Origin of the sequence: Sinorhizobium meliloti (genome assembly GCF_017876815.1) — a bacterium.
In the GTDB taxonomy this organism is placed as follows: Bacteria; Pseudomonadota; Alphaproteobacteria; order Rhizobiales; family Rhizobiaceae; genus Sinorhizobium; species Sinorhizobium meliloti.
In genome coordinates this window covers 727758-752216 of sequence record NZ_JAGIOS010000003.1, presented here as the reverse complement: position 1 = coordinate 752216, position 24459 = coordinate 727758, and the positions used below count along the sequence as shown (strand labels likewise).

Genomic DNA, 24459 nt, shown 5'->3' with positions numbered 1-24459 from the left:
AAAAACCACGCGACGAGGTATATCATGTCAATGATCGATTGGAATTCCTATCACGACCAGGTCCTCGCCGGCGTCGGTGAACTCGCTTCCTTGAATCCGGATGTGATCAGAGGCTATCAGGCGATCGGTGGAGCAGCTCGCAAATCCAACTTGCTCGGCTCCAAGGTAAACGAACTAATCGCGCTAGCGGCCGCAGTCTCCTTGCGCTGCGATGGATGCATCGTTGTCCACACGGACGCCGCTTTAAAAGCCGGTGCGACGCGCGAAGAGATCGCTGAGGCCCTCGGCACTGCGATCGGCGTCAACGCCGGCGCGGGTTTGGTTTATTCCACTCGAGTAATGGATGCTGTCAAATCGAAGTCGTGACCGTACTCTACCTTACGGCGGGGCGTCCCCGGCGTGGAAGATCGCAAATAATGCGGCAATTTCCGGAGCGACAACGATTAGCGTCGCGACGTTCCCTTCAGCAACCACGGCTACAACGTTGTGTTCTCCAACGCGTTAAAAGATCGAACAGGCTCATTTGACGCCCTTCGTCTCCGATCTGATCCGCTCTTTTGTCTTTGAGCTTTGAGAAACTCGTATTGTGCGGTGTTCCTCACTTGGCGCATGCCACTGCCGTGTAAGCCCATTTCGAGCTTCTTCAGCGCGGGATGGTCCACGCGGAGCGCCGTGCGGAAATCTCCTTGAGAAGAGCGTCGACATCTTCAACGAGGTCTTGATGGTCTTCTAAGCCGACGCTAAGACGCAGAATGAGATCATCTCCGTCCCATTGTGTCACCGACCGGTAGGCCTTCACGGGCATCGGCGCGATCAGACTGCGTGTTCCGCCCCAGGACGCCCCGATCGCGAACGTCTTGAGCACGTCGAGTGAGGGCGCGACATGGCGCGAAAGACCTTCCTTGAAAACAATGCCGAACACACCGGACGAGCCGAGGAAATCTCGTTTCCAGATCGAGTGTCCGGGGCTCGTGGGCAGAGCAGGGTGAAGAACGCGGTCCACGATATCGGCTGCCTGAATCCGGGAGATCAACTGCAATGCGCCTTCGCTGGCATGTCTCATGCGGACGCCAAGTGTTTCGAGTCCTCTCAAAACCAACGAGGCGTCGTCAGGAGAGACGCATATTCCCAACCTTCCAAGCGTAGACCGTATCGGAGCCGTTAGCTGTTCATCCCGGACCGTCAACGATCCCAGCAAGACATCGGAGTGTCCCGAAATATACTTGGTCAGCCCTTCCGTGACGATGTCGGCTCCGAGTGACAGCGGCTTGTAGTTCAACGGCGTCGCCCAGGTGTTGTCGCAGCCAAGCAATGCCCCATACCGATGAGCGATGTCCGCGATCCTCGGAAGGTCCTGGACTTCCATAGTTGTAGACCCTGGCGACTCGCACCAGACGATCTTGGTTCGGTCGTTAAGGCGAGCTTCGAGATCGGATGGATCGGCAGGATCGTAGTAGCCAACCTCGACGCCGAAGCGAGCCAGGTCCGTATTGGCGAAATCGCGTACTGGAGGATAAACGGAATCGGCTAGGAGCACGCCGTCACCCGCCCTGAGGAACGGAAGCATCGCAATTGCGTTTGCTGCTTGACCAGACGGTAAAAGGAATGTCCTGACACCTTGCTCCAGGACTGTCAGTTTGGCCTCGAGTGTTCGAGTGGTTGGCGTACCGTACAGTCCATAGCTATAGCCGTCGGGACCGCGCTTTCCGCGGTTGGCATATGCCTCGGCATTCTCGAACATGATTGTTGAAGCACGGTACACTCCAGCACCGAGTGCCACGAAGCCTTCCGTATCAACCTTTGGTGTAACGACGCAGCGCGTGAGGTCCTTCATCGTGTTTCCTTCTTCATCCTGGCGGAGAATCGCGTCGTTCAGCGAAACGCTAAGTGGCCGAAAATTCCAGCGTGCTGATATCTATGGATATCAGCACGCGAGCAAGATCGGGATTGAGGTCCGAACAGCGGCGGTATCCTCTCAACTTACTGGGCATCCTGATACCGTGATTATCGACATAGTCGGAAACCAGTTCGGTGATCGTGATGCCTGTGTCGCCGTCGACGTGGTAATCGTGCCTGCGCAACAGGAAATCTCCGCCAAAGAAAAAGTCGTGAACACGGGCGGCGGTGTCGAAGCCGGGAGGAAACTCAGCCCTGAGAACCCGCCAGCGGTCGCCGTCCTCATTCCACGGGACCAGTTCGTTCACTTCGACACCCTTCATGGCCAGCAAGAACGGCGTCGTCAGCAAGGTTCGGACCGTACAGCAGGCCAGGAAAGCTCCAAACACCTTGTCCGTTCGCGCCTTAGGGTCGTAGTTCATTGGCATCGTGCGAACGTCCTCGATCTCGCTGATGACGGTGCCGTCTTCGCGAATGATCGATAGACGATTTGCGACGAGATCGCTCCGGCAGCTGAGGCTACCCGAAGGTTCGACCAGCGCCCGCGCGAGATGTGGGTACACCGTAATTTGACGTGTCGTCCCGGACACGCCGTTACCGCAGAGATCGCCCGCGATCAGCGCAGCGGCTCTTACGACTTGATGGTCGTTCCACCGCGACGGGCTCCCGTGGGCCACCATGACCTTGTCGAGCAATTTGTTCAATTCAAACTCCCGTTGCCAAGAATCAACGGCCAGTCACGCCTGATCGGGTGGTACCTCTCTCAAGAGTATACCCGTGAGCAAAATGCGAAATCATATGTTCCATTAGGACGTTAGCGGCCGTCGCATTTGCCGCCTTTGGAGGAGCGGTGCCTTCGCCAGAGGCGGTCCGCTAAAGGTAAATATGATTCCCACCTCTCGGAAGTTCGCGCACAGTCACCTTGAAACGGCTCGCTACAAGGAGAAGAAAAATGCCAACGATGAGAGCGGCGGTGGTCGAGGCGGCAAATGGTCCGTTCCGTGTTTCCGACCTCGAACATCCAGTTCCCAAGTCCGGTGAGGTACTGGTTCGTATCAAAGCAAGCGGCGTGAACCCCCTCGACACTAAAATCCGCGCCGGAGCGGCAGCACATGCCCGGCATCAACTGCCCGCCGTCCTCGGGCTCGACCTCGCGGGGATCGTGGAGGATGTCGGCGGGGGCGTCACACGGTTTTCTCCCGGTGACGAGGTCTACGGCATGACCGGAGGTGTCGGCGGCCATCAAGGCTCTCTGGCTCAGTACGCGGCGGTTGACGAACGGTTATTGGCCATCAGGCCGTCGAACCTCTCCATGCGCGAGGCAGCGGCGCTGCCACTCATCTTCATCACCGCATGGGAGGGCCTCGTTGACAGAGTCAACGCAAGGGCTGGACAAACGGTCCTCGTACTCGGTGCCGGCGGTGGCGTGGGGCATATCGCTGTGCAGATCGCCATCGCGCTGGGAGCCGACGTCTACGGTGTCGATTCGACGTCCAAGGGAGACTACCTCCGCAGTCTAGGAGCGACGGCGATCGACTATTCCTCCGAGGAGGTCGAATCTTATGTGGCGAGGCATTCCGGCAGCAAAGGCTTCGATGTCGTCTATGACACGGTGGGCGGCGCGGGATTGGACACGGCATTCAAAGCCGTCGCGCGCTTCGGACATGTCGTGAGTTGCCTCGGTTGGGGAACTCATGCCCTGGCTCCTCTCTCGTTCAAATCAGCGACCTACTCCGGTGTCTTCACCTTGATCCCGCTCCTGACGGGAGAGGGACGAGAGCACCACGGCGATATCATGCGGGAGGCCACGAAGCTGGTGGAAGCCGGGAAAGTCTCACCGCGCCTTGATCCGAGAACATTCACCCTTGAGACCGCTGCAAACGCCCATGAGCTGATCGAACACCGAAAGGCCAACGGCAAACTTGTTATCGATGTCGATTGATGGCGTCCGACGTTTGCCCCGCCAATCGAGGGTGGCACCAAGAGGAGATTTTCTCATACCCTTTGTGAACATCAAACTCGTGGACGGCGTGTTTACGAGCACCCAAAAACACGCGCTCGCGAAGGCGATGACGGATGTCATGGTGAAGTTCGAGGGTCCGAGGCGTTCAGGTCCGTGACCTGGGTGGTGATCGAGGAACTACACACCGATGCGTGGCACATTGGCGGTAAGCCGTTCTCCGGCCCTCCTTCGCTTTTGGCCACCCTCGGCCGCTCGAAGGCCGTCTACGAGATGATCGACGGGAATCCCATCTCCCGCGACGAATTCGCCGCTGTACTGCCACCGAAGGCAGAGGCTACCTAATCTAACGGATCGGTAGTCCACTCGACCTCGGTGCGAACGGGAGTATGAGCCTCGGTTTTGCGTTTGATGGTGAGCGCGACGAGCAGCCCACGGCTTTCGTCTGTTGACGGACGACATGGTGGCGAAGACGCTCGACGTCACGCCGCAGGCGGCGCGACGGATCGTTTTGGAGCTCGGCCTGCGGGAGATCGCACTCGTGACCGTAGATGACGCCGCTTCCCAGGTCCTTCGAATCGTAAACACCCTGCAAGAATGCTTCAGATGAATTGCCACTTGCTGGCTCCGACAAGTCGGGAAGCAGCAGGCTATGGTCGCGGCGGCGGCGCGGTTCCGGGAGCGCCGCCGCCCGTAGGCATCGCAGAACGAGCCTTTTCCAGCAGCGACGTGGTAAGGTCCACACAGTCTTTCATCGATTCCCGCGGGTCGCAACGGACTGCTACTGTCGCGTCGCCGCTGCGGAGCAGGAAGGCGGCGCCGCGCCGCGGGCCACCGCTCCCGCCGGAAACCTCGTCGGTGATGCTACGCAGCAGGTCTTCGATTTCGCGATCCTGCATCGAGCCCGGGTCGCGAGAGCCGGAGTCGGGCGCGCTCTGACTCAAGGCTGGGAGCGGCATCAGCAGGAGGCCTGCCGTCATGAGAAGAAACTTGTTCATTTCACCTTCTCCTGGCTTCGTGCGCGGTTGGCGCGCAGGAATTCCCAAACCCGGCGTGGTGCACCCCGCCTGCCAGCAGGCACTGGAGCGCACAACCCCTTTCACTTGCGGGCGCATTCGCTGGCGGGATCTGCTTCGTTACCCATCGCGAGTTTCGGAAAAAATCATGCGGTCATACGCATATCAAAACGGCACCATGGCCTAGTCCCGGCACACCCGCCTGCGAACGAAGGCCAGCCAGTCGCCGTTCTCGGCCCGCAAGCTGCGGGTAATAAAGACGCAGTTTTCGTCATTACCATCGGCAAGACGCTCCAACAGTCGTTGCCGCAGGAGACCGCGGCCTCCACCCTGATCGTCGCGGTCTCCGATCAGATCCATGAGCTCATCCCGGCGGTCCCGCCGCGCGGCGATCAGGTCCATGAGCCGCTCGCGCCGGTCGCCGCGGTCGCCGATCAGTTCCATCAGGTCATCGCGGCGGTCCCGCCGCGCGGCAAGGAGGTCCCGAAGCCGCTCGAGCCGGTCGCCGCGGTCGCCCATCGGATCGCCGCCGTCTCCGAGAATATCTGAGAGCTCGTCACGACGGTCCTGTCGCTCGGCGACAAGGTCCCGGAGCAGATCGCCCCTATCGCTGCGGGCGCGAAGGGCATCCCGCAGGAAGTCGCGCACGTCGCTGGCGCTGATGTCGCCGCCGTCCCCCGCACTCAACGACTGTGCAGAGGCCGGGGTTGTCGTTACACAGATCAAGGGGAAGGAAGAGGCAAGCGCAAGCGCTGCCGCTGCCATGCTAGGTAGCCGTGCCATAGGATTCTCCCGTCAGATTGTAAAAGACCGACTTATTTCGACGCGTGAACGCACGCGGTCGTCGCTGGCTTCCGCCATCACGGCAGCTAGGGACAGCTATCGATCGGAGAAGAACTCCGGGCGCCCCAAGCGTTACTCAACAGGAAGGAATAGTATCTATCCAATACTGCCGGAATACTGGTCTCTCTTTGGGGCGAATATATGGCGACCTCGCCATCAGGCAGCGGGCAGCCTCAGTGCATAGTGAGCGGCGGTTTGCCCCTAGGGGAAGCGCGCGCAACAGGGCGCGCCGGCTACGATATAAAGGGGTGAAATACCCCCCTTGAATCGGTGCTTACAGCGACTAAATCGGTACCAGAGCCGCCTTTTAGGGACTCGCTCGAGGAGCGTAGGTCTCTTCGGCGCTCCTCATCGTCCATGTTGGGTAGTGTGCCGAAGGTTCTGCAAATTCACTGAAAGAGGCGGTCATGGCAGGCTGGTGATGTTGAACGTCGCCTGATTCCCTGGAAGGAACGCCACCAGCCGCGACTGGGTGATCGACAAGATGACTCTCTCGGGAAGATTACTACGCTCCACCTTCCGGAATCGTTACACCCGCCTCGCGCAAACCTTCGATGAAATGCTGCTGGTCTTCAGGACGACGAATCCGCAAGGCGATCTCCTTTCGGATGTTTTCGAGGAAGCCCGGAACGTTTGTTTCCAACCAATTCTGTTCCTCCTTTGCTTGCTCCTCTTTGCCGAGTTTCCCAAGAATGGCAAGCAATATGACCCGGTAAATGGGATTGGCGCGAAGGTCAGCCAAGCGCGCCCATCGCTCGGCGGCCACGTAATCGCTCTCGATGTAGGAGCAGATGGCCAAGGCCGCCTCGAAGTATCCCACCGGGCCGGGGTTCCGCTCCACAGTTTGCGATACAAGTTCGCAGCCTGAACGCCATTGACCGGAAAGGGCGCGCCGGAAACCATACTCACCGGCAAGTTCAGTGTCGTTGGGATTGATCGCGAAGGCGCGCGCGCCGACAGCCAAGGCCGCGTCGACTTCGCCACGGAAGAACAAGGTGAGCATCTCCGCCTGCAGGGCACGGACGTCCTGGGAATCCAGTTCTACGGCGCGCGCCGCTGCCGCGACCGCGTGTTCCAGCGAAATCGGAGATGATCGCTCGAGACGATACTGGAAACGGAGCTCGTCGATATAGGTCATCGACAAAAGTGCCCAAGCCGTCGCGTAGTTTGGAAACTGTCGGGTCGCTTGCTGCAGGCATTCTTGAACCGACGAATGCGTTAGCGGGCTCAAGTTGCTGCGATAGCCGTAATAGGCCAAGGTGCACGCATATGCTTCCCAATCGTCGGGAACCGAGCGCGTAAATCGCACGGCGTTCGCCTGGAAAACGACGCCATAGGGTTGTGCCACAGCAGTCGCCACGGCGGCGGCGGCTTTTTCCTGCAACGCGATAATCTTATGCGTCGCAAGACTTTCGTCATAGTTGTTCGCCCACACCACCGACCCGTCGGACCGCTGTACGAGTCTTATTGCAAGTCGAAGCTTTTCGCCGTCGAGCCGAACCCGCCCCTCCAGCGCATAAGCCGGGGCGTCGGCCTGATCAGGTGAGCCATCGAGTTTTTCTCGGCTGACGACAATGATCTCCTTGAATCTGGCAATTTTGTCGACGACCTCGTCCGTGAACCCTCGTGTTATCATCGCCGAGTGCGGTGTTCCGGTAAGATCCTCAAAGGGCATCACAGCGAGTTTCGGGATGTTTGGCCGGAATCCGGCCATATCCTCGCTCTCCGCCGGGGTAATAGAACGAAGCAGGGCGTTTGCCGCCAGACTACCAAGGGCAAAGGCAAGCGCCGCGATCGCGACCCACGCCCATGGCTGCCGAGAGCTCCCGAAGGGCGAATTGCGTCTGACGCTCACGAAGAGGCCGGGGTCAGGTTCAGTATGCACTTTGATGCGCCTTTCGAACGTCGGTACGTAGGCGCCTTTCGGCATGTTTATTATGAGCGGGTCGTTGTGGCCCTCGACCAGATAGTAGCGTTCGAGCGCGCGTCGAATACGGGCAGCTTCAATCCGCACGGCCGGATCCGTTTGAGCGTCGAAGGAAGAATCTCGACCGAAGACTTCGGTTGCTATTGAATAGGCCTTTATACGATCGGCACGGCCTGCAATCGTCTCCCCGACGACATAGGCCAGGAATTGGCGGGCTCGTTCCGGCGCATCGAATTCGGTGCTGAATCGGATTCGATCAAGTTGCGCAAGAACTTCCGCCTCGGTGGGTAGAGCAGTTGCGGGGTCGACCGGGACGCCCTGTTGGTCTGCGTGTACCATGTCCCGCCCCTATGGCCACAATCAAGATTGTGGCCGGCGTCATTGTGGGTTCCCGTAACTTACGCCGCCACCCGGTGAAAGGGAATATGCAAGAGGCGACCAATTATGGTTGCATTTCGTAACCCGGAGGGAGGAACGAATGAACGCGCGATCATATGGGAATAACCACAAAACAAAACCTGGCGGCGGCATCGCGTCGTTTGCCCTGCACGCGCGTTGCAGATCACGGAGTTTCGTCCATGCTGATCGAACTGCCGTTCGGCGCTCGTGAAGAGCGGCGTGCGGAGCGTCAGTCATGCTTGCCATGCGTCAGTGTGCCCGTTCGTTAGAGAGGGCGAATTCCCATTGTCATCTTCGCGACGGTGAACGCCGAGCGTGCTCAGCAGCCACTAGTCCGAAGAGGTTGGTCAGGCCGAGAATGATTGCAATGTTTGCGGCACCGAGTCCGACCGCCACCCCAATGGCGCCTGCATTCCAGATGCCGGCGGCGGTCACCAGACCTTTGACGCTGCTGCCCTGCTTGACGATAGCCCCACCGCCAATGAAGCCAATTCCGGTGATGACACCCGGAGAACACGCGCCCTGGCTTCGTTGTCTGCCGGCGCGCTCGTGTCGATAATCAGGGCAAAGCCGCACGCTGCCAGCGCCACGGCTCTCGCCCTTGCCGCTGCCTGGACCGGCGGACCAAACACGTCCTTCGCCGGGGAAAGCAACGATGACGCCGGCGCGCGCGGGGGACAAGCTGACGTACGTGACGGCGGCCTTCAAACGGCTCGCATCGCTCGTAGCGTGCGTCGGGGGAGGAGCGGACAGTGCCAGATTCACGCCAGCTGCCCGACTAGCAGGGCCGGCCCTGTAACGCCCTCGGGCACGAGCTGTTCTGCGAGTGGCATCTGGTCTATGAAATCATCGTTGAGTGTACCCAGGTGTTGTCTGGCTGGTGCTTCATGCCTTCACAGAATGCACCTCAAGGGCGCGACTCAACTGACTTCAACATTCACCTTAACAAGGGAAAAACCAGATGGATAAAACCGTGCCCCGGCGCGGGCATCTTTGATTGCATCAACCGCGCTCAGCACGTAAATGGAAGTGTCTGTGAACTCGAACGCTCAGACGCTGGGCCTCTTCTTTCGTCGAGAGAGAAGGGGCCCTTTCGCGTCTAAGAACAGACCGACCCGTTATTCTGGCTCTGCACCGCTCGCTCAAGGCTGATCGTCTGGCTCGGCCAACGTCGGTATGGGCTCGATCCGCCTAGCTGCTAGAGCTTTGAGGTCCTCGGCGAGGCCGGCAAGCTGTGCCGCAACGTCCAAAAGATTAGTAGCGGCGCATTGTGCCGGCGCTTTTCGCTTCGGTATCGTCCATGTCCCAGTCCCATTTCCATTGATGTGGATCAATGGCGAGGCCCGTCAAGGGCCGCGGGCCGGTGACGAGCCTCCCGGCCGCCTGCGAGGGGGGCAAAGCTACCAACGTCAGTTTAAACCCGAACACTGCCGGCCGCCATGCGCCAGCGCGGCTAAGCCCCGCCAACCATTCCCCAACGACAATCAGGAGACTTCAATCACCGCTCAGCAGGTTCGCTCTGCCGCAAAGGGCAGGGTGAACCGAGAGCAACCTCGCGTCCGTGCTTGTGGCGCTGGACAGGTACGGTGACCGCTTCGGCATGGATCGGCCGCACCGTCTCGCCCAGTATTTCGCCCAGCTGATGTATGAAAGCGGCGACTTCCGCTACGATCGCGAGTTCTGGGGGCCGACGCCGACGCAGCAGCGCTACGACACAAGGACCGATCTCGGCAACACGCTGGAGAAGGATGGTGACGGTTATCTCTACCGCGGCGCACCGGCATGCAGCTCACCGGCAAGGACAACTACCGCCAGTTCCGCAACTGGTGCCGAGCGGCTGGCCTCGACTGCTCCGACTTCGTCAAGGATCCGGACGCGGTCAATGCCGATCCGTGGAAAGGGCTGGTGCCTCTGTTAACTGGGACATCCGGGACCTTAACCGCTGGGCCGACGAGGGCGACGCCGAGACCATCACGAAGAAGATCAACGACGGCAAGAATGGCTTGGCCGCCCGCTTCGATAGGTTGGCGCGGATCTCGCTCGTGCTGCTCGGCTACCGAGCGGACAATGTCCTTCAGTTCCAGGCCTACCATTGCCTCCGGGTGGACGGCGATGTCGGACCGAAAACCCGCGCTGTGCTGCATACGGCACGTGTGCTCGATCGTGCGACAGCGAACTCGGCTCGCCTTCCCCTTAGGCGGTGCCGATTTGGGGTACAGGAACCCTGCTGACCTCCAAGCGTTACGTAGGGGCCGCACGTAAGTCGCTCCGATCGATTCTTTTTGGCAGAAAGAAGGTCAGGTCTGTGAAAGCCTCAACGCTCGCCTTTGCGGTGCTTGCCGCAGCAATAGGTATGTCGCCGGCAAGAGCCCAAACATGCATAGGAATTTGCAACGGCGGTACGGGAGGCAGCACGAATCACAACCTCTTCATCGAGAGAGAGTACCGAGACTTCCTGCAGCAGCGATATCCAAATTACGGCTCCCGCTATCGCGGCATGAGGCCTGACATCAGCATAGGCCCGGGCGCCACTGTTGGGGGTCCCCGGCCCGGAGTGCGTCAACAATTTCGCCTCCGCCAGCGAAGGGTAATCGACGCGAACAAGCATCTTCGCTGGTGCCAGGAGCGATACCTATCGTATCGACTGGCCGACGACACATTCCAGCCGTTCGAGGGTGCGCGCCGCCCGTGCAACTCACCTTACAACTGAAGGGGCGAGAACGGCCGCTCAGCGCGTGTCCGGCAGGAATTTAATGGCTAGCGCAATGGCGCGCGTCGGCTGTTGTCGCCTGGATCGGTGTGGCGGCGACAATGTTCCTAACTGCATCCAAAGGCAGAACAAGCACCCAATCGAATTGATCCCCCTACAAAATCCGAGACGGGAAACTCGATATCCGTGATGATGTACAAAGCCAGCCCGAGGGTTAGCGCAAAAATCACTACGTGCACCCAACTTTTGGCGCCCACGACTTTACAATCTCAAGACCCAGGCCTCGACCTTCCCCTTGCCCTTGACTTCGATAGCGCCGCGCGGCTCAAAGGCAAACTGGCCCTTAAGCTTTTCGTAGACCGAGCGCGTCACCTGAATGGAGTCGGGGATTCCTCCCGATTCCATCCGGCTCGCGAGGTTCACCGTGTCGCCCCATAAGTCATAGATGTATTTACTCGTCCCGATGACACCGGCGACGACAGGGCCGGTGTTGATGCCGACCCTGAGCTTCATCGAAGCGTTGTGTTCCATGCCGTGCTCGCGGGTAATGTGGACCATGCGAATGGCCATGCGCACCATGCGCTCGGCGTGGTTGGCGACCGGCTCGGGCAGACCGCAGACCGCCATGTATGCGTCGCCCACCGTCTTGATTTTCTCGATGCCGAGATCGTGGGCGGCGGAGTCGAAGCGCGTGAAGAGCTCGTTGAGCAACGTCACCACGTCGTGCGGCGGCATCTCCGATGTCAACTCGGTGAAGCCGACCAGGTCAGCGAAGGCCACTGTGACCTCCGCGAAGCCGTCGGCAATCGCCTCCTCGCCACCGCGCAGCCGATTGGCGATCGGTGCCGGCAGGACGTTCAGCAGCAACTGCTCATTCTCGCGGTTCTTGTTCTCGATCACAACGTTTTTTTGGTGCAGATCCTCAACCATGCCATTGAAGGCTGAGCAGAGCTGGCCAATCTCGTCGTGCGTGCGGACCGGCACGCTGGCCCGGTAGTCGCCGGCAGCGAAGCGTCTCACGCCGGCAGTGAGCTCGCGCAGCGGTCCAAGCAGCGCGCGCGAAAGCCAGGCGCCGGTGGCTGCCACCACGAGCAGCGCCAGTCCCCCGACGACCAGCAGATCCTGGCGCAGGCGCTCGATCGGCGCGAAGGCCTCAGCGCTATCGATCTTGGCGACCAGCCCCCATTTGATGCCCGGAATGGCGAGCGGTCCCCACGAAGCGAGCGTGGGGACGCCACGGTAGCCGACAATCTCGCCCGTGCCCTCGACGCCGGCGAGCGCAGCCTGGGTGGCCTTGGTGTTGATGCGCTGATGCTGCACTGGCGTCCCGTAACGCTCAATTGCGGCAATTTCCTCCCCCGGGGCGCCGACGGACTTGAGTTCGGCGAAGTAGTTCTCACGATTCTCATAGAACGCTCGCGGGCCAGAGCGGACCAGGTAATCGGGCCCGACGAGATAAGCCTCACCCGTGTCGCCAAATCCTTCCTGTCGCCAGCGACGACCGCCGGTGACGACGTTGTCGATCTCCTCGTTCGACAATTGCGCGATGAGCACGCCGATGACGACGCCCCGGTCAATCACCGGTGCTCCCATGAAGGCAATGGGTGCTCCGCCCGATGGCGCATAAGGGGCGAAATCCTCCAGGCATACGGCCGACCGGTCGGGGCTTGCTGCGCAGCGGGCGGCGGCGGCTGCGGCGTTGGAGTGGCGGTAGGGACCGGCCTGGAGGGAGGTGGTAAAATCCACCTCCTTCTCCACCGTGTAGATCAGGCGACCGGATTTGGGGTCGGCTATCATGAAGTCGAAGAAACCGAGCGTTGCGGCTGCGGCGCGCATCATGGGATGATACATGGCGTGCAGCCTGCTGTATTCGCTTCCGTCGCCGGCGTCGTCGAGAAGCTTGCGCCGCTCCGCCGGATGCGGATTGGCGACGATGTAGTGATATTGGAGATAGTAGGGAGCGGCGCCGACTGGCAGGTAGTCGGCCAGAACCGGCTTCCTGCCCAGAACACGCGTAATTCCGGGGATGAAGTTCTCGGTATACCAGGTGCCGACCTTCTGGCGCAATTCGGGTGGCGCGCCTGCCCGGTCGAGCTGGTCGACCACGATCCGGAACTCGCGCGTTGCATCAACCGCCATCTTAGAGGAGGCAAGAAGGCGTAACTCGGCATCGATCGTGCGGAAGTAGTCTTCGACCTGACGCGTTTTGGTCTGACGGGCGGCCGTGAGCTGGTCGAAGACAGCCTTTTCGAGGGCGTCGCGGGCGCGGAAATAACCGAGCACCCCGGTGACCAGGACCGCGATCGCGCCCAGCAGGACGAGGATGGTAAACAGCTTTACCGCCAAGCCCCAACGCACGGGGCGGGACGACCTTTTCACTTTTGTAGAAGACATGAAGCAACTATAACTGATAACCCGCAGTGCCGCGCCGATATATAGCTATCACTTAGCATTACAGTTGCATTTTAGTTCTCAGATGAGCTCGTCGAGCGGCCGCCTGATGGGCGCGCCTCCAGCATGACCATGCGATGACGTAGGCGGGGTTTATGCGACGCTGGGCGAGTCTGATGGCGATGCGCCGGACTATCCTGGATAGACCAGCGGATCAAATCCTGATGGTCGGCATCCGCGGTCTTTTTTGGGGCGTCACGTCATTGGCGCGGTATCGGATCACCGCCATCATGGCGAAGGCGAGCATGACGAGGGAGACGTGGCGATGCCAGCCATGCCATGACCGGGTTTCGTTGTAATCGAGTCCGAGCTCGTTCTTGGCGGTCTCGAAGCTGTCTTCGATCGCCCAGCGATGGCCTTCAACGGAAACGAGCGTCTGGATGCCCGTCCCGGCCGGGCACCATGTGGTGAAGAATGCGAGATCACCGTCGCTGATATTGCGCCGGATCAGGAGGCCACGGGTCCAAAGCCCCGATTTCGTCTCGCTGTATTCGTCGGCATCGAGATCGGCGAGTTCGCAGTACGCCCAGTCATGAAGCCGCGCGCCTTTGGTGCCCTCACCGGCGGAAAGACGCTGCCATGCACTTGGATCGAGATCGCGGGCGATCTCCTGTGCTGTGCCGGCGACCGGAGGCTTCCCCGACCAGGAGCCGAAATGGTGGTCGATTTAACCCCAAGAACGTAGCCTTTGCAGGCTCGCCGCAGGGTCCCTTCAACGTCCCCGACGCCATAGACCGCATCTGCGGCCACCCATGAAAACGGCACATTGGCTGCCAGCGCACGCCGTATCACCTCGACAGCCAGGCCTGGCTTGGTAGCGAAGGCTGTAACCTCAGGAACATGAGCTGCTGCAAGCCTTGCCGGATCGCCAGTCCAGCTCTTGGGCAAGTACAGGGCTCGATCGATAGAGGCATGGCCGCGAACGGACACATAGGCGGCGAACACACCGATCTGGCAGTTCGTTATCTTGCCAGCCGAACCTGTATATTGACGTGCAACACCGCACGATGTCTTGCCCTGCTTGAGAAAGCCCGTCTCGTCGATGACCAGGACCGCATCATCTGTGGCGAGGTTTTCGACAACATACTCTCGCACGATGTCGCGAAGTCCGTCCGCGTCCCAACGCCCGCGACCCAGAATGGCTTGTTGCCGCCACGGGCCGGGATCACCGGCCGCCTCAGCGCGCATCCAACCTGTCTTACGCCGCTCGTCACCCAGCAAGCCGTCCAGGAAAAGAGTTCGCAGATGCTGCAACTCGCTCCTGCGTAAACAGTCCGCGCAGCTTTCACGTCACGCAGCGATGATGCCCAAAGCTCAAGCGTAGTCTCGATTGATGCACCTGTCATCCATGACCTCCGAATCATGGAGACCCATAGATGCAGACCACAGATAGATATGCAACTGTAATGCTAGCAAATAAACTTGACAATGCGGCTGTTCCCGCCGGGGATGGAATTTTAAGAGGGTCTTCCTCAATTTGTGTGGTTCACTCGCCGTTAGACATGATGCCGCTATAGGCGGGTATGCGGACGGAAATGAAGGTAGTGTGCCGAAGGTTCTGCAAATTCACTGAGAGAGGCGGTCATGGCAGGCTGGCGATGTTGAACGTCACCTGATTCCCTGGAAGGAACGCCACCATGAGCAAGAGTGAGGGTAAGACAGCCAGCGCCGCCGTCAAAGACATTTTGCTTTCAAACCCCGATGGGCTGCGCGAGGTGATCCGCACCGTGATGCAGGATCTTGGAAGCGGAGATGGACGAGGCGCTGGGAGCTGCGAAAGGCGAGTTCATCGGCGTTGGAACCGTCCTTAGACCCAAGTCCCATCCGATAAGCGATTAACGCCTTTGACATCTGCCAAAGCAGGTCGGCGACCAAGAGGGCGATGATACCGTTGAGCAATCCCGGTATCACGATCGCGCCGGGTTCGCTGCCGGCGAGGGCTGCGGCTCTGATGCGCCAGATGTAGGCGAGCCATGCGACCGCGGCGGCGATCACCGCTGCCCTGGCAGCCCTGACTATGACCACGCTCAGTACGATGCCGGGAGGCCCGGTGCGCTGTGCTCTGGTCGCTAAGGCCTGCGCCACATCGCCAACGCCGCGCACCAGAGCCGGTAAGAGCAGCGAATAGATGCCGAGCCACAGCAGTCCTAGAAATCCCGTTACCCAAGCCGACCAAAGCACGAATAGGCTAGCTACCTCGGCTATGCTGCCCGCGCCCTTTTGACTATTCTTTCGGTAGACCGTAGCGAAGCACGCGCAGGTCTTCGTCTTCGAGGAAATCTCCAACACCCTATTGATGAGCTCATCGTCATTGTCGAGCTCGATCAGTGCCTGCTCGAACAACTCAATCTGCATGTCGAGGTCCATGCCGGGTGGGCCGTTACGAACAGCCCGGCATGGATGGCGACGTCGGCATATTGTCCCTTGGTGCCCGGCTTGTCTTTTGGTCCCCGGAAATCGACCGAGTTCTTCTGGTTCCGACACAGCGCTCGGCTTCGGCGTCGAGGAGCCGTTCTCCCAGATCGCCCTTGCCCGCAATAGGGGTCAGTTCTCAGTGGAAATCAACACTCATTATTTCACGCACCCAATCCTGCCTTTAGGAGCAGCCTTTGTTGTAGAAGAATTTTTCTACCGCATCGAACGCCTTCTCGGAATACTCAGCCGGATTCAGATCGGCAATAAGATCGGAAAGAGCAAGATCGGCGTTCGCATGGTCGATATAGTCCTGGAGAAATGCGCAATTCTTACCATCTCTGGCGATACGTATGGCGATCGCCTCGATAAAACCAGTGCAGTATCCCTGTTGCAAAGGATCCTTCGTATTTCGGCACATGCCTTGAAGTATTGCGAATGTCGGCTCTGCGGCATGCGAAAGATTGACACGGCTCGAAACCAACGCGAGTAACGAGAGTGAAACTGCGGTCGAAAACGCGGGTCTCTTCATCAGCATATCCCCAAGAAATGCGTTCGACTACGTACTGTGACAGCGTCGAAGGTGGCTACATCTGCGGCTGTCATTTTGCCAGGCGGATGCTTCAGGAGTTCTCGAGCCACTTCTGCGCGTCGGCACGGTTCATCCCAAAGCACTTCGTCGACCTCGTCAGGAAATGGGTCACTCAATGCAGAAACACCGCCGATTACGTCGACCGCCTGATTCTCACATTAAGTGACAAAATCCAAGCCATATTCTCAAATTAACCTGCCCGTTCTCAAATCGAGTACAATGCCAACCAATTGAATTCACTGGCACAGGAGCCTCGCAATTAAAGGTTCATCCTCCAAGGGAGTTCGATTGCATTTTTGACGGCATCAATATCCCGGCGCAAAACGCTGGCGAAACGCATGTTGCCGTAAGCTCGGTTTCAATGGCATCGTCGATCCATTTAGCCAGTGCCTCCGAATTCCTGCTGCCCAAGACGCCTTTGAAGCGCATGGCCAAGCCACGCATTATGGCGAACACTGTCGAGCCCTGCTTCAAAGCATTGACCTTTCTGGCCTGACGATCTGTCAGCATTCCGCGCGGTTTTATGCACAAAGCTGCGGCCACCACAGACGAGATCATATGGCCGGTGTCAGGATCGCGGACGGGTTCTGAAACATCCATATCCGGAGGCGGCTCGCCGGGTTGGATGTTTTTGGCTTCACGCCACACCTTCAACAGGCGCTCCAGATTGGTGCGACTACCCGTGTAGCCGCGGTTCTTGATATCGTAAAGCAGATGGCGCCCAATGCGGTTTCCATTCTTCCAGCATTCAGCCAAAAATGTTTCAAAATACAATGGCGATGTCGCGTTCAATGCTGCCGGTTTCAGTCTCGAGGTGCGTTGGAAGTAAGCCGTATCCGGTCCGCCTTGCAATCTCGCTTGTAGGTGAGGCCCTGCTGGCGCAAAGCTTGAAGCGTGTCGAATATTTCCTGACGAGATTGTCTGTGCGCCAAGCGGGCGCGGCGGTGTTGTGCCGTAGCGCTGGCGATAGCATCTTCGGAGAGAATGGGTCTCACATGGGTGTGACCATAAACGCTCATCTGTTCCTTGATCGCCGCCTTGAGATTTTGGACCAGATGAAAACGATCAGCTACCGGGGGGCCTGCGGTGCGCCCTCCCGGGCTGCCTGGGCATACAGACCGCAGCGACCTCGGCTAACGACCGCGATAGTCGGACGCGCTTGCAACCATGCTTTTGCGCTCTCGACGCTGCGGTCCTCCAGAACATCGACGACCGAATGATGCTCGAGATCGACCATGATCGTGCCTTACCGCGAGGAATGCCGCCAGCTCCAATCATCAATGCCCACAACCCTAACATTGTTTTTTTGCCTGGACTTTGGATTCCTGCGCTTCAATTGCCGCAAGATCGTATCGCCGCTGACCGGCATGCCGATCCGATGCATTAAGTATTCACCCGGACGACCGCCCACAACCGCCGCCACCAGGACTTGCCTGTTCAGAGTCAAGTTGTGAAAATCAAACTCGCGCTGAACCGGTGGCAATGTAGACACCGGGAGTGCGTGCGACGAACCTTCACGGACAGATTGCCCGAGATTGCTTCACGCTACATGCGACGAACTGAACGGATGGCTGAGATTGTTGGCTTGATTGGCCATAAGATGCCAGCCGTGCCGATGCCGGCTTCGGGTTCCGCAATCCGGGCAGATTCCGACAGGTTTCGCAGCGGCAGAAACAACCCAGTTTTCTTCATCTTGCGAAGACGATCTGGTTCAGCGATGCCCAGGATAATCCCTGTCGAGACCAGATGAACCTGGAAGGCGTGAACATCCTCAAGATCAAGCCGATCCGGTGACCGACCGAAATAGCGGCTGAACTTCTGAACGGCGTTGATGTAGGATCGCTGGGTTGCCGGAGACAGATCGCGGACCGTCACGTCCTCGATCATCCGGCGGCGAAAAGGGCTAAGCTCAGCCATCTGGACCTCCTGTCTGAAGGGTGGGTTGCAACACCACCATCCAATCAGTCAGGAGGCTCCGGTCAAAGTCGGCCCCATTCGCCGCGATAGCGGCTTAGTTCAATCCTCACGCCGATTCCGCTTTCATCGGACGCGCTCTAGGTTCCGATGTTGCCCTCAGAAATTGTCCGCAATCCCGCAAGGGCCCGTCCCAAGACGTGCGAGAACAAACCGATCTTCAGTCGGTTGGTCCCTACGTGCGGTGTCGTTCCCGAATAAAAGCAGGGTTGATCATAGATCCAACTCCCAGTTGATCCGCAGATCGAGGGGACGGCTTCCGTAAAATACGTGGTTGCGCCCTTGTTGTTACCTATCAAAGCGGTATTTTCTTTGTGCAAGTCGAACTAGATGTGGCGATCGAGGAATGGGCTTTGCCCACGCAGAGTTAATCCCTCGACTTCGCGGCGACGACAGCGGTTGGATTACGCGCATTTCGATCTCGAGCTTAGTCATGCCGTTCGCGCGTTTTGCGAATCGCTCAATATAGCCCTAGCTGTGGGTCTTGGGAACAGCTTGCACGACCTCGCGAAGATCGGTGCTGCCCAGCCGCCTCGTTCCAGGCAGGCAAGGCGAGATCAATCCTGTTTCCCGGTCCGTCAGTTCGCTTGCATACCGTATTGCGCGTCGGGCATATTGCAGACGTGTGAAATCAGCCCGGCGTATCGTGGTCTGCGTGCGTCCTATGCAAACGAACAGACCCACAACTGGCTGATTTCACTCAACTCTCTTCCGCTGGGCTCTCATGATGGGCGTTACGCTGTGGACTACATCTAATGCTGTCAAAGCTTGTTACATCGCAGTTCAATTTGTTTCTGAGAGGTACTCATGAACACACCGCCTATCGTCACAGACCTTGCCTCTGTCGTACAGACATCCCTTGCGCCGGTCTTTTTGTTGGCTGGTACCGCAGGCTTTGTCAGTATCTACACCATTCGCCTCGGGAGAGTATCGGACCGGCTGAACGAGGTCGCCGACAAGGGCAATCAAGGCAAGTTGTTTCGCATGCAGCTCGCGTATCTGCGGCGAAGGGCACTTGCACTGGAGGTTGCGGTAGTGCTTGGGGTGATAGCCGGCATTTGCACGGGCGGCGCAATCCTAAATCTTCTTGCTGGCGCTCTTGCCATTGGGTTGCGTCAAGAAAATCTCTTCTGGTTTTTTGGTGGCGCCATAGTCTCGCTCATCGGATCGCTTGTCGCATTCCTATTTGAATTGCTGATCGCCGGACGGAACATGTTGCGGCAAATACGAATGGATCAAATTCCCACGGGGCAAGACTGACCAAGTGCTTCTCACGCTGGGAGCTAAACGCAACGAATTGATCGTACTGACCATGCCGAAAATCACGGGGCCGATTCTGCAATCAAACGGGATCGAGCCGTCGCAGGGCTTGCGGGAGCGGCGTGGGCGGCGCTTACGACGGCCTTCCGGTAGATGCCGATAGAGCTTCAGTGCATAATCTTCCTTGCAATAGATGAAGCGGTAGATCGTCTCGGTGCAGACACGGACGGCGCTCACACCGTCGGCAAGCAGGCGGCCGGCGATCTGCTCCGGCGACCAAAGGGCCTCCAGTGTATCCCTCCGGTGACGGCCGCCTTGCTGAGGTAGGCTGAAGACTGCAAGTCCTAGTGCAAGCACTAGGAGTAGTCCTATGACGAAGCATCAGATTGAGGTCATTACGTCGGTCGAACGGCGTCGGCGCTGGTCTCGCGAGGAGAAGGAGCGGCTGGTCGCGGCGACGCTTGAGCCAGGAGCAAGTGTTTCGGAGATCGCGCACTCGGCCGGCATTCATGTCAGCCAACTCTTCCGCTGGCGCAAGGAACTCTGCCAAATCTCCACGCCGTCCGTCCCGCAGCTCATTCCCGTGGAGGTCGTCGAGACGCTGCCTGGGCCATCGATCCCGCCCGAGCCGCCGCCGGTTTCCCGGCCGCGCAAGAAAGCAAGCCTGGTGATGATCGAGCTTGGCGGCGGCCGTCGCCTGCGGGTCGGGAGTGACATCGACACCGAAGCCTTGGCTCGGATTCTCGATGTGCTGGAGCGGCGATGATCCCGGTCCCGAGCGGTGTGAGGGTCTGGCTAGCGACGGGCTATACCGACATGCGCAGAGGCTTTCCCGGCCTGTCACTGATGGTGCAGGAGACGTTGAAGCGCGATCCGATGAGCGGCCATCTGTTCGTCTTCCGCGGCCGGAGCGGCGGCCTGATCAAGGTGATATGGCACGACGGCCAGGGTGCCTGCCTGTTCACGAAGAAGCTCGAGCGCGGCCGTTTCATCTGGCCGTCAGCGGCCGACGGCACGGTGGTGATCACGCCGGCGCAGCTCGGCTATCTGCTCGAAGGCATCGACTGGCGAATGCCGCAAAAAACCTGGCGGCCTAGCTCGGCCGGATGAGCAAAACCGCTGGCACGGCGGCAGCGAATATGATTCCATCCCGCCATGACCGATGCGGCCGATCAGCTTCCCGACGACCTTGCCAGCGCGCACGCGATGATCCTCGCGGAGCGTGCGGCCCGCCGTGAAGCCGAAGCACTTGCCGCCCGCGCCCAGGCGGTGAACTCACATTCGGATGCACTGATTGCCCGACTGAGGCTTGAGATCGAGAAGCTGAAGCGCGACATCCATGGCAGCCGCTCGGAGCGCAAGGCCCGGCTTCTCGAACAGATGGAGCTGCAGCTCGAGGAGCTGGAGGCCGACGCCGGCGAAGACGAGCTGGCGGCGGAGATGGCGGCACGCTCCTCGACGGTCCGGGCCTTCGAGCGCAAGCGTCCATCGCGCAAAGCTTTCCCCGAGCATCTGCAGCGCGAACGCGTCGTCATCACCGCGCCAACCAACTGCCCGTGCTGCGGTTCGGCCAAGCTGGCGAAGCTGGGTGAAGACGTCACCGAGACTCTGGAGGTGATCCCGCGCCAGTGGAAGGTGATCCAGACCGTGCGCGAGAAGTTCACCTGCCGCGAATGCGAGAAGATCACCCAGCCGCCGGCACCCTTCCACGTGACGCCGCGCGGCTTTGCCGGGCCGAACCTCTTGGCGATGATCCTGTTCGAGAAGTTCGGTCAGCACCAGCCGCTGAACCGGCAGAGCGAGCGGTACGCCCGCGAGGGCATCGACCTCAGCCTGTCGACGCTCGCCGACCAGGTCGGGGCCTGCGCCGCGGCGCTGAAGCCGGTACATGCGCTGATCGAGGCGCATGTGCTGGCTGCCGAGCGGCTGCATGGCGACGACACCACCGTGCCGATCCTGGCGAAGGGCAAGACCGATACCGGCCGCATCTGGACCTATATCAGGGATGACCGGCCGTTCGGCGGAACGTCGCCGCCGGCGGCACTCTATTATGCCTCGCGCGATCGACGGCAGGAGCATCCCGAGCGCCATTTGAAGAGCTTCACCGGCATTCTGCAGGCCGACGCCTATGGCGGCTACAACCCATTGTTCAAGGTGGATCGCGATCCCGTTCCGCTGACGCAGGCGCTGTGCTGGGCGCATTCTCGGCGCAAGTTCTTCGTGCTTGCCGACATCGCCAGCAACGCCAAACGCGGCAAGAATGCTGCCGCGATCTCGCCGGTTGCGCTCGAGGCGGTCAAACGCATCGACGCCCTCTTTGATATCGAACGTGACATCAACGGGCTTGCCGCCGACGAACGGCTGCAACGACGTCAGAAGGACAGCCGTCCGCTCGTTGATGAACTTCAGACCTGGCTTCGAACTGAGCGAACAAAGCTGTCGCGCAGTTCACCGGTCACTGAGCCGATCGATTACATGCTGAAACGCTGGGACGGCTTCACGTCCTTCCTCGGCGACGGCCGGATCTGCCTGACGAACAACGCCGCCGAACGAGCGCTGCGCGGTTTTGCCCTCGGCAGAAAGTCGTGGCTCTTTTGCCGGCTCCGATCGTGGTGCCGATCGCGCCGCCTTCATGGCGACGCTGATCATGAGTGCCAAGCTCAATGGGGTCGATCCGCAGGCGTGGCTTGCCGACGTCCTCGCCCGCATCGCCGACACCCCGATCACCAGGCTGGAGCAATTGCTTCCGTGGAACTGGGTGGCACCGTCGGCGAAAGCCGCCGCCGCGTAGGGGCACCTGATGGCTCACGATACCGACAAAATCCGCGCTCTTGTTCGCGATGTGTTGCTCCGCGACTGGGATCCGATCGGCATATCTGACATTCCCGAAGCGAAGGACGAATACGACGCCTATGCCGACGTCGTGTTCGGTATGCTCATCAACGAGAACGCAACGGCAGAAGACATCGCCAACTACCTCTTCAAAATAGCCACAGAGCACATGGCGCTGCCCGATCGCGAGATGGCGAAGCTGTCCGAGACAGCCGCAGCAGCAATCGTGGCCCTCCGATCAAACCGCTAGGCGTAAGTCAGCTTCGAGCTACCTGCGGTCCTCACCGGACGGATACCCTCCAGTCGATCGATGACCAGTTCGCGTAATTGCGGGTGGCGGCTGAGCTTGCGCAGCCGTCGCCGACGCTCCTTACTGATGTCGTTGGCGATACCGCTGTAATAGCCGCTGTATTCCGGAAACTCGGCATCATGAAAGGTATTGCGCTTCAGTTCACGATAGATCGTCGATCGATGCCGACCGAGTTGGCGGGCGATCTCAGCAATCGGGACCTTGCGTTCGAGAAGCTGATGCACGCGTCGGCGATCGGGGAGGGTGAGCTGCAAATAGCACTGCGACATGCAAAAATCTCCAAGGGGGTAAGTCATTGTTTTTATTTCCATGTCGCACTTGAAAATAGAATGCACTGAAAGAATTTGGATGCGCGCGTGATACGGTTCGCCGATATCTTCGAGTCAAGAAGAACGCACCTGACGACCCGAACCTAGAGACTAGATAGAGGGTAAGCAGTGACTTGACGACAAGCGAAGCCGGCTTGTCGGGGCGCCGCCAGACGACTTCAACTGCGGTCACCAGAATGCCCAACCCGAACAGAAAGGCAGCAAGCCGGGTCACCTCATTGGAGAAGCTCAAAGCGGGCATGAGACTGACGATGGCCCAGCCGAATAGAAGAAACCCGGCAATAATGCTGATCCGCGAAAGCCAGAAACGACGGGCCGCATCGCTTTCAAAAGCTGACGGCGGCTGATCGGCAATGCCGCTGGCGCCGCTCAAGGCAAACAGCAACTTGCCGATCGCTCGGACGACCCGAAACACGATCACGGCTAGAAGCAGCGTAAGGATGATCTTACGCAGTAAGGGCGGCCATTCGAAAGCCAGGAATGAACCGACGCTGGCCAAGGCAAACGTCAGCAAGGCAGCGATCTCGGGCAGGATCTCTTGTCCGGCGTTCTCGTTTGTGCCGGATTTGCGTGCCCGGGCAAAGACCCTCGGGATCAGCCACTCGGCGCCGAGGCCAACGGCAATCAGAACGGCAAATATGCTGACCACCAGCCCGGGCCTGCCCAAGTTCACGTCCCGCGAGACAAACAGCCGCGCCGCTTGCCAGCTCCTCTGGTATGCGGGGAACTGCGCCCATAAGCCCATTAAAGCGATCGCGGATGGCGGCCTCCCAGCTCGATATCGTCTCGACGGGCGACCCAGCAGGCGGCTCCGCGGCAGCCGAAGGGATCTTACCCTCGAGCCATGTCTTCACCTCCGGATCCGAGAGCAGATCGAGGAACTGTTGCGCCTTTTCGGGCGGCACGCCGACGGGAGCCTGCTGTGCCCAGGAAACTCCAAGCAGCATCCAAAAGAGGATTGGAGCGACGGCCAGCAGCAGAAAACCAATTCGAATGGGTTGTACGCTATTCATGGGGCGCTCCGGATTGATTTTTGGCGGGCAGCGCGACCAGAAGATCGGAGGTTTCGGCTTGACCGCGCGGCCAACTCTCGCTCTTATCCGTCGACCTTGTCGGACGGCATCATAATGTCGGGGATGGGCAGCCGCACGCAGTCCGCCCCTTCCTCGATCAGGGCCGCGTCATCCGTTTTCAGTCGCCGTCACGGTCGTCGTCATGGTGGGGGTTATCGTCATCGTCGAAATTGTCATGAGAAGGATCGACGACGGGGACTAGGAAGACATGTCGACCCTCGTCATCGGAATCCTCACCTGACTGAACAGCCGCCCGGCTTGTTTGCCAGATCTCGGTCTCCTCAGGGGTCGCCATCCGCACATGGATTTCCGCGACACCATCCCAGAGTGCGCGACCCTCATTCTGCAAGACAATCAGGTCCCGTAGGAGTCCCCTGTTTGCCAACTGTGCTTGCGCTTCAATGTCGTTGGCTGCGTCAAAAGCGGCGATGCCGCGTCCTGAAATCTCGGCGACATATATGATCATTTCGGACCC

General features: G+C 59.5%; 18 protein-coding genes and 11 pseudogenes. 12 read left to right on the top strand and 17 right to left on the bottom strand.

The annotated features are described in order from the left end of the window. Nucleotides 1–24 precede the first annotated feature (24 nt). Complete coding sequence (locus JOH52_RS30095; protein WP_014989884.1) at nt 25–366, top strand: carboxymuconolactone decarboxylase family protein; 342 nt, start codon at nt 25–27, stop codon at nt 364–366. A 277-nt stretch (nt 367–643) separates the two neighbouring features. Here the strand turns inward: JOH52_RS30095 and JOH52_RS30090 are convergent, their stop codons facing one another. Continuing rightward, on the bottom strand, nt 644–1834 hold the full coding sequence (locus JOH52_RS30090) for a trans-sulfuration enzyme family protein (protein WP_017266316.1): 1191 nt from the start codon (nt 1832–1834) through the stop codon (nt 644–646). Nucleotides 1835–1883: 49 nt separating this feature from the next. Continuing rightward, nucleotides 1884–2600 carry a hypothetical protein gene (locus JOH52_RS30085; protein ID WP_017266315.1) on the bottom strand — a complete coding sequence of 239 codons (717 nt, stop codon included), beginning with the start codon at nt 2598–2600 and terminating at the stop codon, nt 1884–1886. Nucleotides 2601–2848: 248 nt separating this feature from the next. On the opposite strand from JOH52_RS30085, the gene JOH52_RS30080 reads away from it, so the two are divergent. The 3 genes and pseudogenes from JOH52_RS30080 to JOH52_RS30070 all read left to right on the top strand — a co-directional run. Then, a complete protein-coding gene (locus tag JOH52_RS30080; protein WP_014528409.1) occupies nt 2849–3838 on the top strand; it encodes a zinc-dependent alcohol dehydrogenase family protein in 990 nt (329 codons plus the stop codon). Between the two features lie 55 nt (nt 3839–3893). After that, a pseudogene (locus tag JOH52_RS36340) lies at nt 3894–4201 on the top strand (tautomerase family protein). Between the two features lie 100 nt (nt 4202–4301). Beyond that, nucleotides 4302–4466 (top strand): annotated as a pseudogene (locus JOH52_RS30070) (helix-turn-helix domain-containing protein); the annotation flags it as partial. Between the two features lie 40 nt (nt 4467–4506). Here JOH52_RS30070 and JOH52_RS30065 read toward each other — a convergent pair. From JOH52_RS30065 to JOH52_RS36635, 4 genes are all read right to left on the bottom strand, one after another. After that, on the bottom strand, nt 4507–4854 hold the full coding sequence (locus JOH52_RS30065) for a hypothetical protein (RefSeq protein WP_014528410.1): 348 nt from the start codon (nt 4852–4854) through the stop codon (nt 4507–4509). A 201-nt stretch (nt 4855–5055) separates the two neighbouring features. Beyond that, complete coding sequence (locus JOH52_RS30060; RefSeq protein ID WP_014989888.1) at nt 5056–5655, bottom strand: hypothetical protein; 600 nt, start codon at nt 5653–5655, stop codon at nt 5056–5058. Between the two features lie 565 nt (nt 5656–6220). Then, complete coding sequence (locus tag JOH52_RS30055; protein WP_014531860.1) at nt 6221–7981, bottom strand: hypothetical protein; 1761 nt, start codon at nt 7979–7981, stop codon at nt 6221–6223. Nucleotides 7982–8329: 348 nt separating this feature from the next. Next, entirely contained in the window at nt 8330–8806 is a 477-nt protein-coding gene (locus JOH52_RS36635) for an MgtC/SapB family protein (protein WP_373865783.1), read from the bottom strand. A 732-nt stretch (nt 8807–9538) separates the two neighbouring features. On the opposite strand from JOH52_RS36635, the pseudogene JOH52_RS36630 reads away from it, so the two are divergent. Beyond that, nucleotides 9539–10197: pseudogene (locus tag JOH52_RS36630) on the top strand (glycoside hydrolase family 19 protein); the annotation flags it as partial. 197 nt (nt 10198–10394) lie between these two features. Continuing rightward, nucleotides 10395–10751 carry a BA14K family protein gene (locus tag JOH52_RS30040; RefSeq protein ID WP_017265939.1) on the top strand — a complete coding sequence of 119 codons (357 nt, stop codon included), beginning with the start codon at nt 10395–10397 and terminating at the stop codon, nt 10749–10751. 261 nt (nt 10752–11012) lie between these two features. Here the strand turns inward: JOH52_RS30040 and JOH52_RS30035 are convergent, their stop codons facing one another. After that, complete coding sequence (locus JOH52_RS30035; RefSeq protein ID WP_017265940.1) at nt 11013–13097, bottom strand: adenylate/guanylate cyclase domain-containing protein; 2085 nt, start codon at nt 13095–13097, stop codon at nt 11013–11015. A gap of 552 nt (nt 13098–13649) precedes the next feature. After that, complete coding sequence (locus JOH52_RS30030) at nt 13650–14456, bottom strand: IS701 family transposase (protein WP_014531854.1); 807 nt, start codon at nt 14454–14456, stop codon at nt 13650–13652. 383 nt (nt 14457–14839) lie between these two features. Between JOH52_RS30030 and JOH52_RS30025 the strand changes: the two are divergent. Then, nucleotides 14840–14987: pseudogene (locus JOH52_RS30025) on the top strand (transposase); the annotation flags it as partial. Here the strand turns inward: JOH52_RS30025 and JOH52_RS36335 are convergent. From JOH52_RS36335 to JOH52_RS30000, 5 genes and pseudogenes are all read right to left on the bottom strand, one after another. Continuing rightward, nucleotides 14982–15389 (bottom strand): annotated as a pseudogene (locus tag JOH52_RS36335) (hypothetical protein); the annotation flags it as partial. The pseudogenes JOH52_RS30025 and JOH52_RS36335 overlap by 6 nt on opposite strands. Nucleotides 15390–15798: 409 nt before the next feature. Then, nucleotides 15799–16146: a hypothetical protein gene (locus tag JOH52_RS30015; protein ID WP_014528416.1), complete on the bottom strand. Its 348-nt coding sequence runs from the start codon at nt 16144–16146 to the stop codon at nt 15799–15801. 334 nt (nt 16147–16480) lie between these two features. Then, nucleotides 16481–17896: pseudogene (locus tag JOH52_RS36625) on the bottom strand (ISL3 family transposase); the annotation flags it as partial. A 4-nt stretch (nt 17897–17900) separates the two neighbouring features. After that, a pseudogene (locus JOH52_RS36330) lies at nt 17901–18123 on the bottom strand (phage integrase N-terminal SAM-like domain-containing protein); the annotation flags it as partial. A gap of 546 nt (nt 18124–18669) precedes the next feature. Beyond that, nucleotides 18670–18825: pseudogene (locus tag JOH52_RS30000) on the bottom strand (IS5/IS1182 family transposase); the annotation flags it as partial. Between the two features lie 162 nt (nt 18826–18987). Between JOH52_RS30000 and JOH52_RS29995 the strand changes: the two are divergent. Next, nucleotides 18988–19440, top strand: coding sequence for a DUF2721 domain-containing protein (locus JOH52_RS29995; RefSeq protein WP_014528417.1), 453 nt, complete (start codon nt 18988–18990; stop codon nt 19438–19440). Between the two features lie 72 nt (nt 19441–19512). Here the strand turns inward: JOH52_RS29995 and JOH52_RS29990 are convergent. After that, nucleotides 19513–19731 (bottom strand): annotated as a pseudogene (locus tag JOH52_RS29990) (IS30 family transposase); the annotation flags it as partial. A gap of 79 nt (nt 19732–19810) precedes the next feature. Between JOH52_RS29990 and tnpA the strand changes: the two are divergent. The 4 genes from tnpA (at nt 19811) to JOH52_RS29970 (ending at nt 22522) form a co-directional block, all read left to right on the top strand. Beyond that, on the top strand, nt 19811–20206 hold the full coding sequence (gene tnpA, locus JOH52_RS29985) for an IS66-like element accessory protein TnpA (protein ID WP_014531845.1): 396 nt from the start codon (nt 19811–19813) through the stop codon (nt 20204–20206). Further along, nucleotides 20203–20550, top strand: a complete 348-nt coding sequence (gene tnpB / locus JOH52_RS29980) for an IS66 family insertion sequence element accessory protein TnpB (protein ID WP_014531844.1) — start codon at nt 20203–20205, stop codon at nt 20548–20550. The genes tnpA and tnpB overlap by 4 nt, the downstream gene beginning before the upstream one ends. Before the next feature lie 45 nt (nt 20551–20595). Further along, nucleotides 20596–22231 (top strand): IS66 family transposase gene (gene tnpC, locus JOH52_RS29975; RefSeq protein WP_088199240.1). Its coding sequence is split into 2 segments (ribosomal slippage): nt 20596–22032 and nt 22034–22231, totalling 1635 coding nucleotides; the frame shifts between segments, so codons are not numbered across the junction. Between the two features lie 9 nt (nt 22232–22240). After that, nucleotides 22241–22522, top strand: coding sequence for a hypothetical protein (locus JOH52_RS29970; protein ID WP_234706817.1), 282 nt, complete (start codon nt 22241–22243; stop codon nt 22520–22522). A gap of 47 nt (nt 22523–22569) precedes the next feature. Here JOH52_RS29970 and JOH52_RS29965 read toward each other — a convergent pair. From JOH52_RS29965 to JOH52_RS29955, 3 genes and pseudogenes are all read right to left on the bottom strand, one after another. Next, a pseudogene (locus tag JOH52_RS29965) lies at nt 22570–22851 on the bottom strand (helix-turn-helix domain-containing protein); the annotation flags it as partial. A 148-nt stretch (nt 22852–22999) separates the two neighbouring features. Next, nucleotides 23000–23924, bottom strand: a pseudogene (locus JOH52_RS36325) (mechanosensitive ion channel family protein); the annotation flags it as partial. Nucleotides 23925–24102: 178 nt separating this feature from the next. Further along, the gene (locus JOH52_RS29955) at nt 24103–24450 is read right to left on the bottom strand and encodes a hypothetical protein (RefSeq protein WP_014531840.1); all 348 of its coding nucleotides are present in this window, start codon (nt 24448–24450) and stop codon (nt 24103–24105) included. Nucleotides 24451–24459 lie beyond the last annotated feature (9 nt).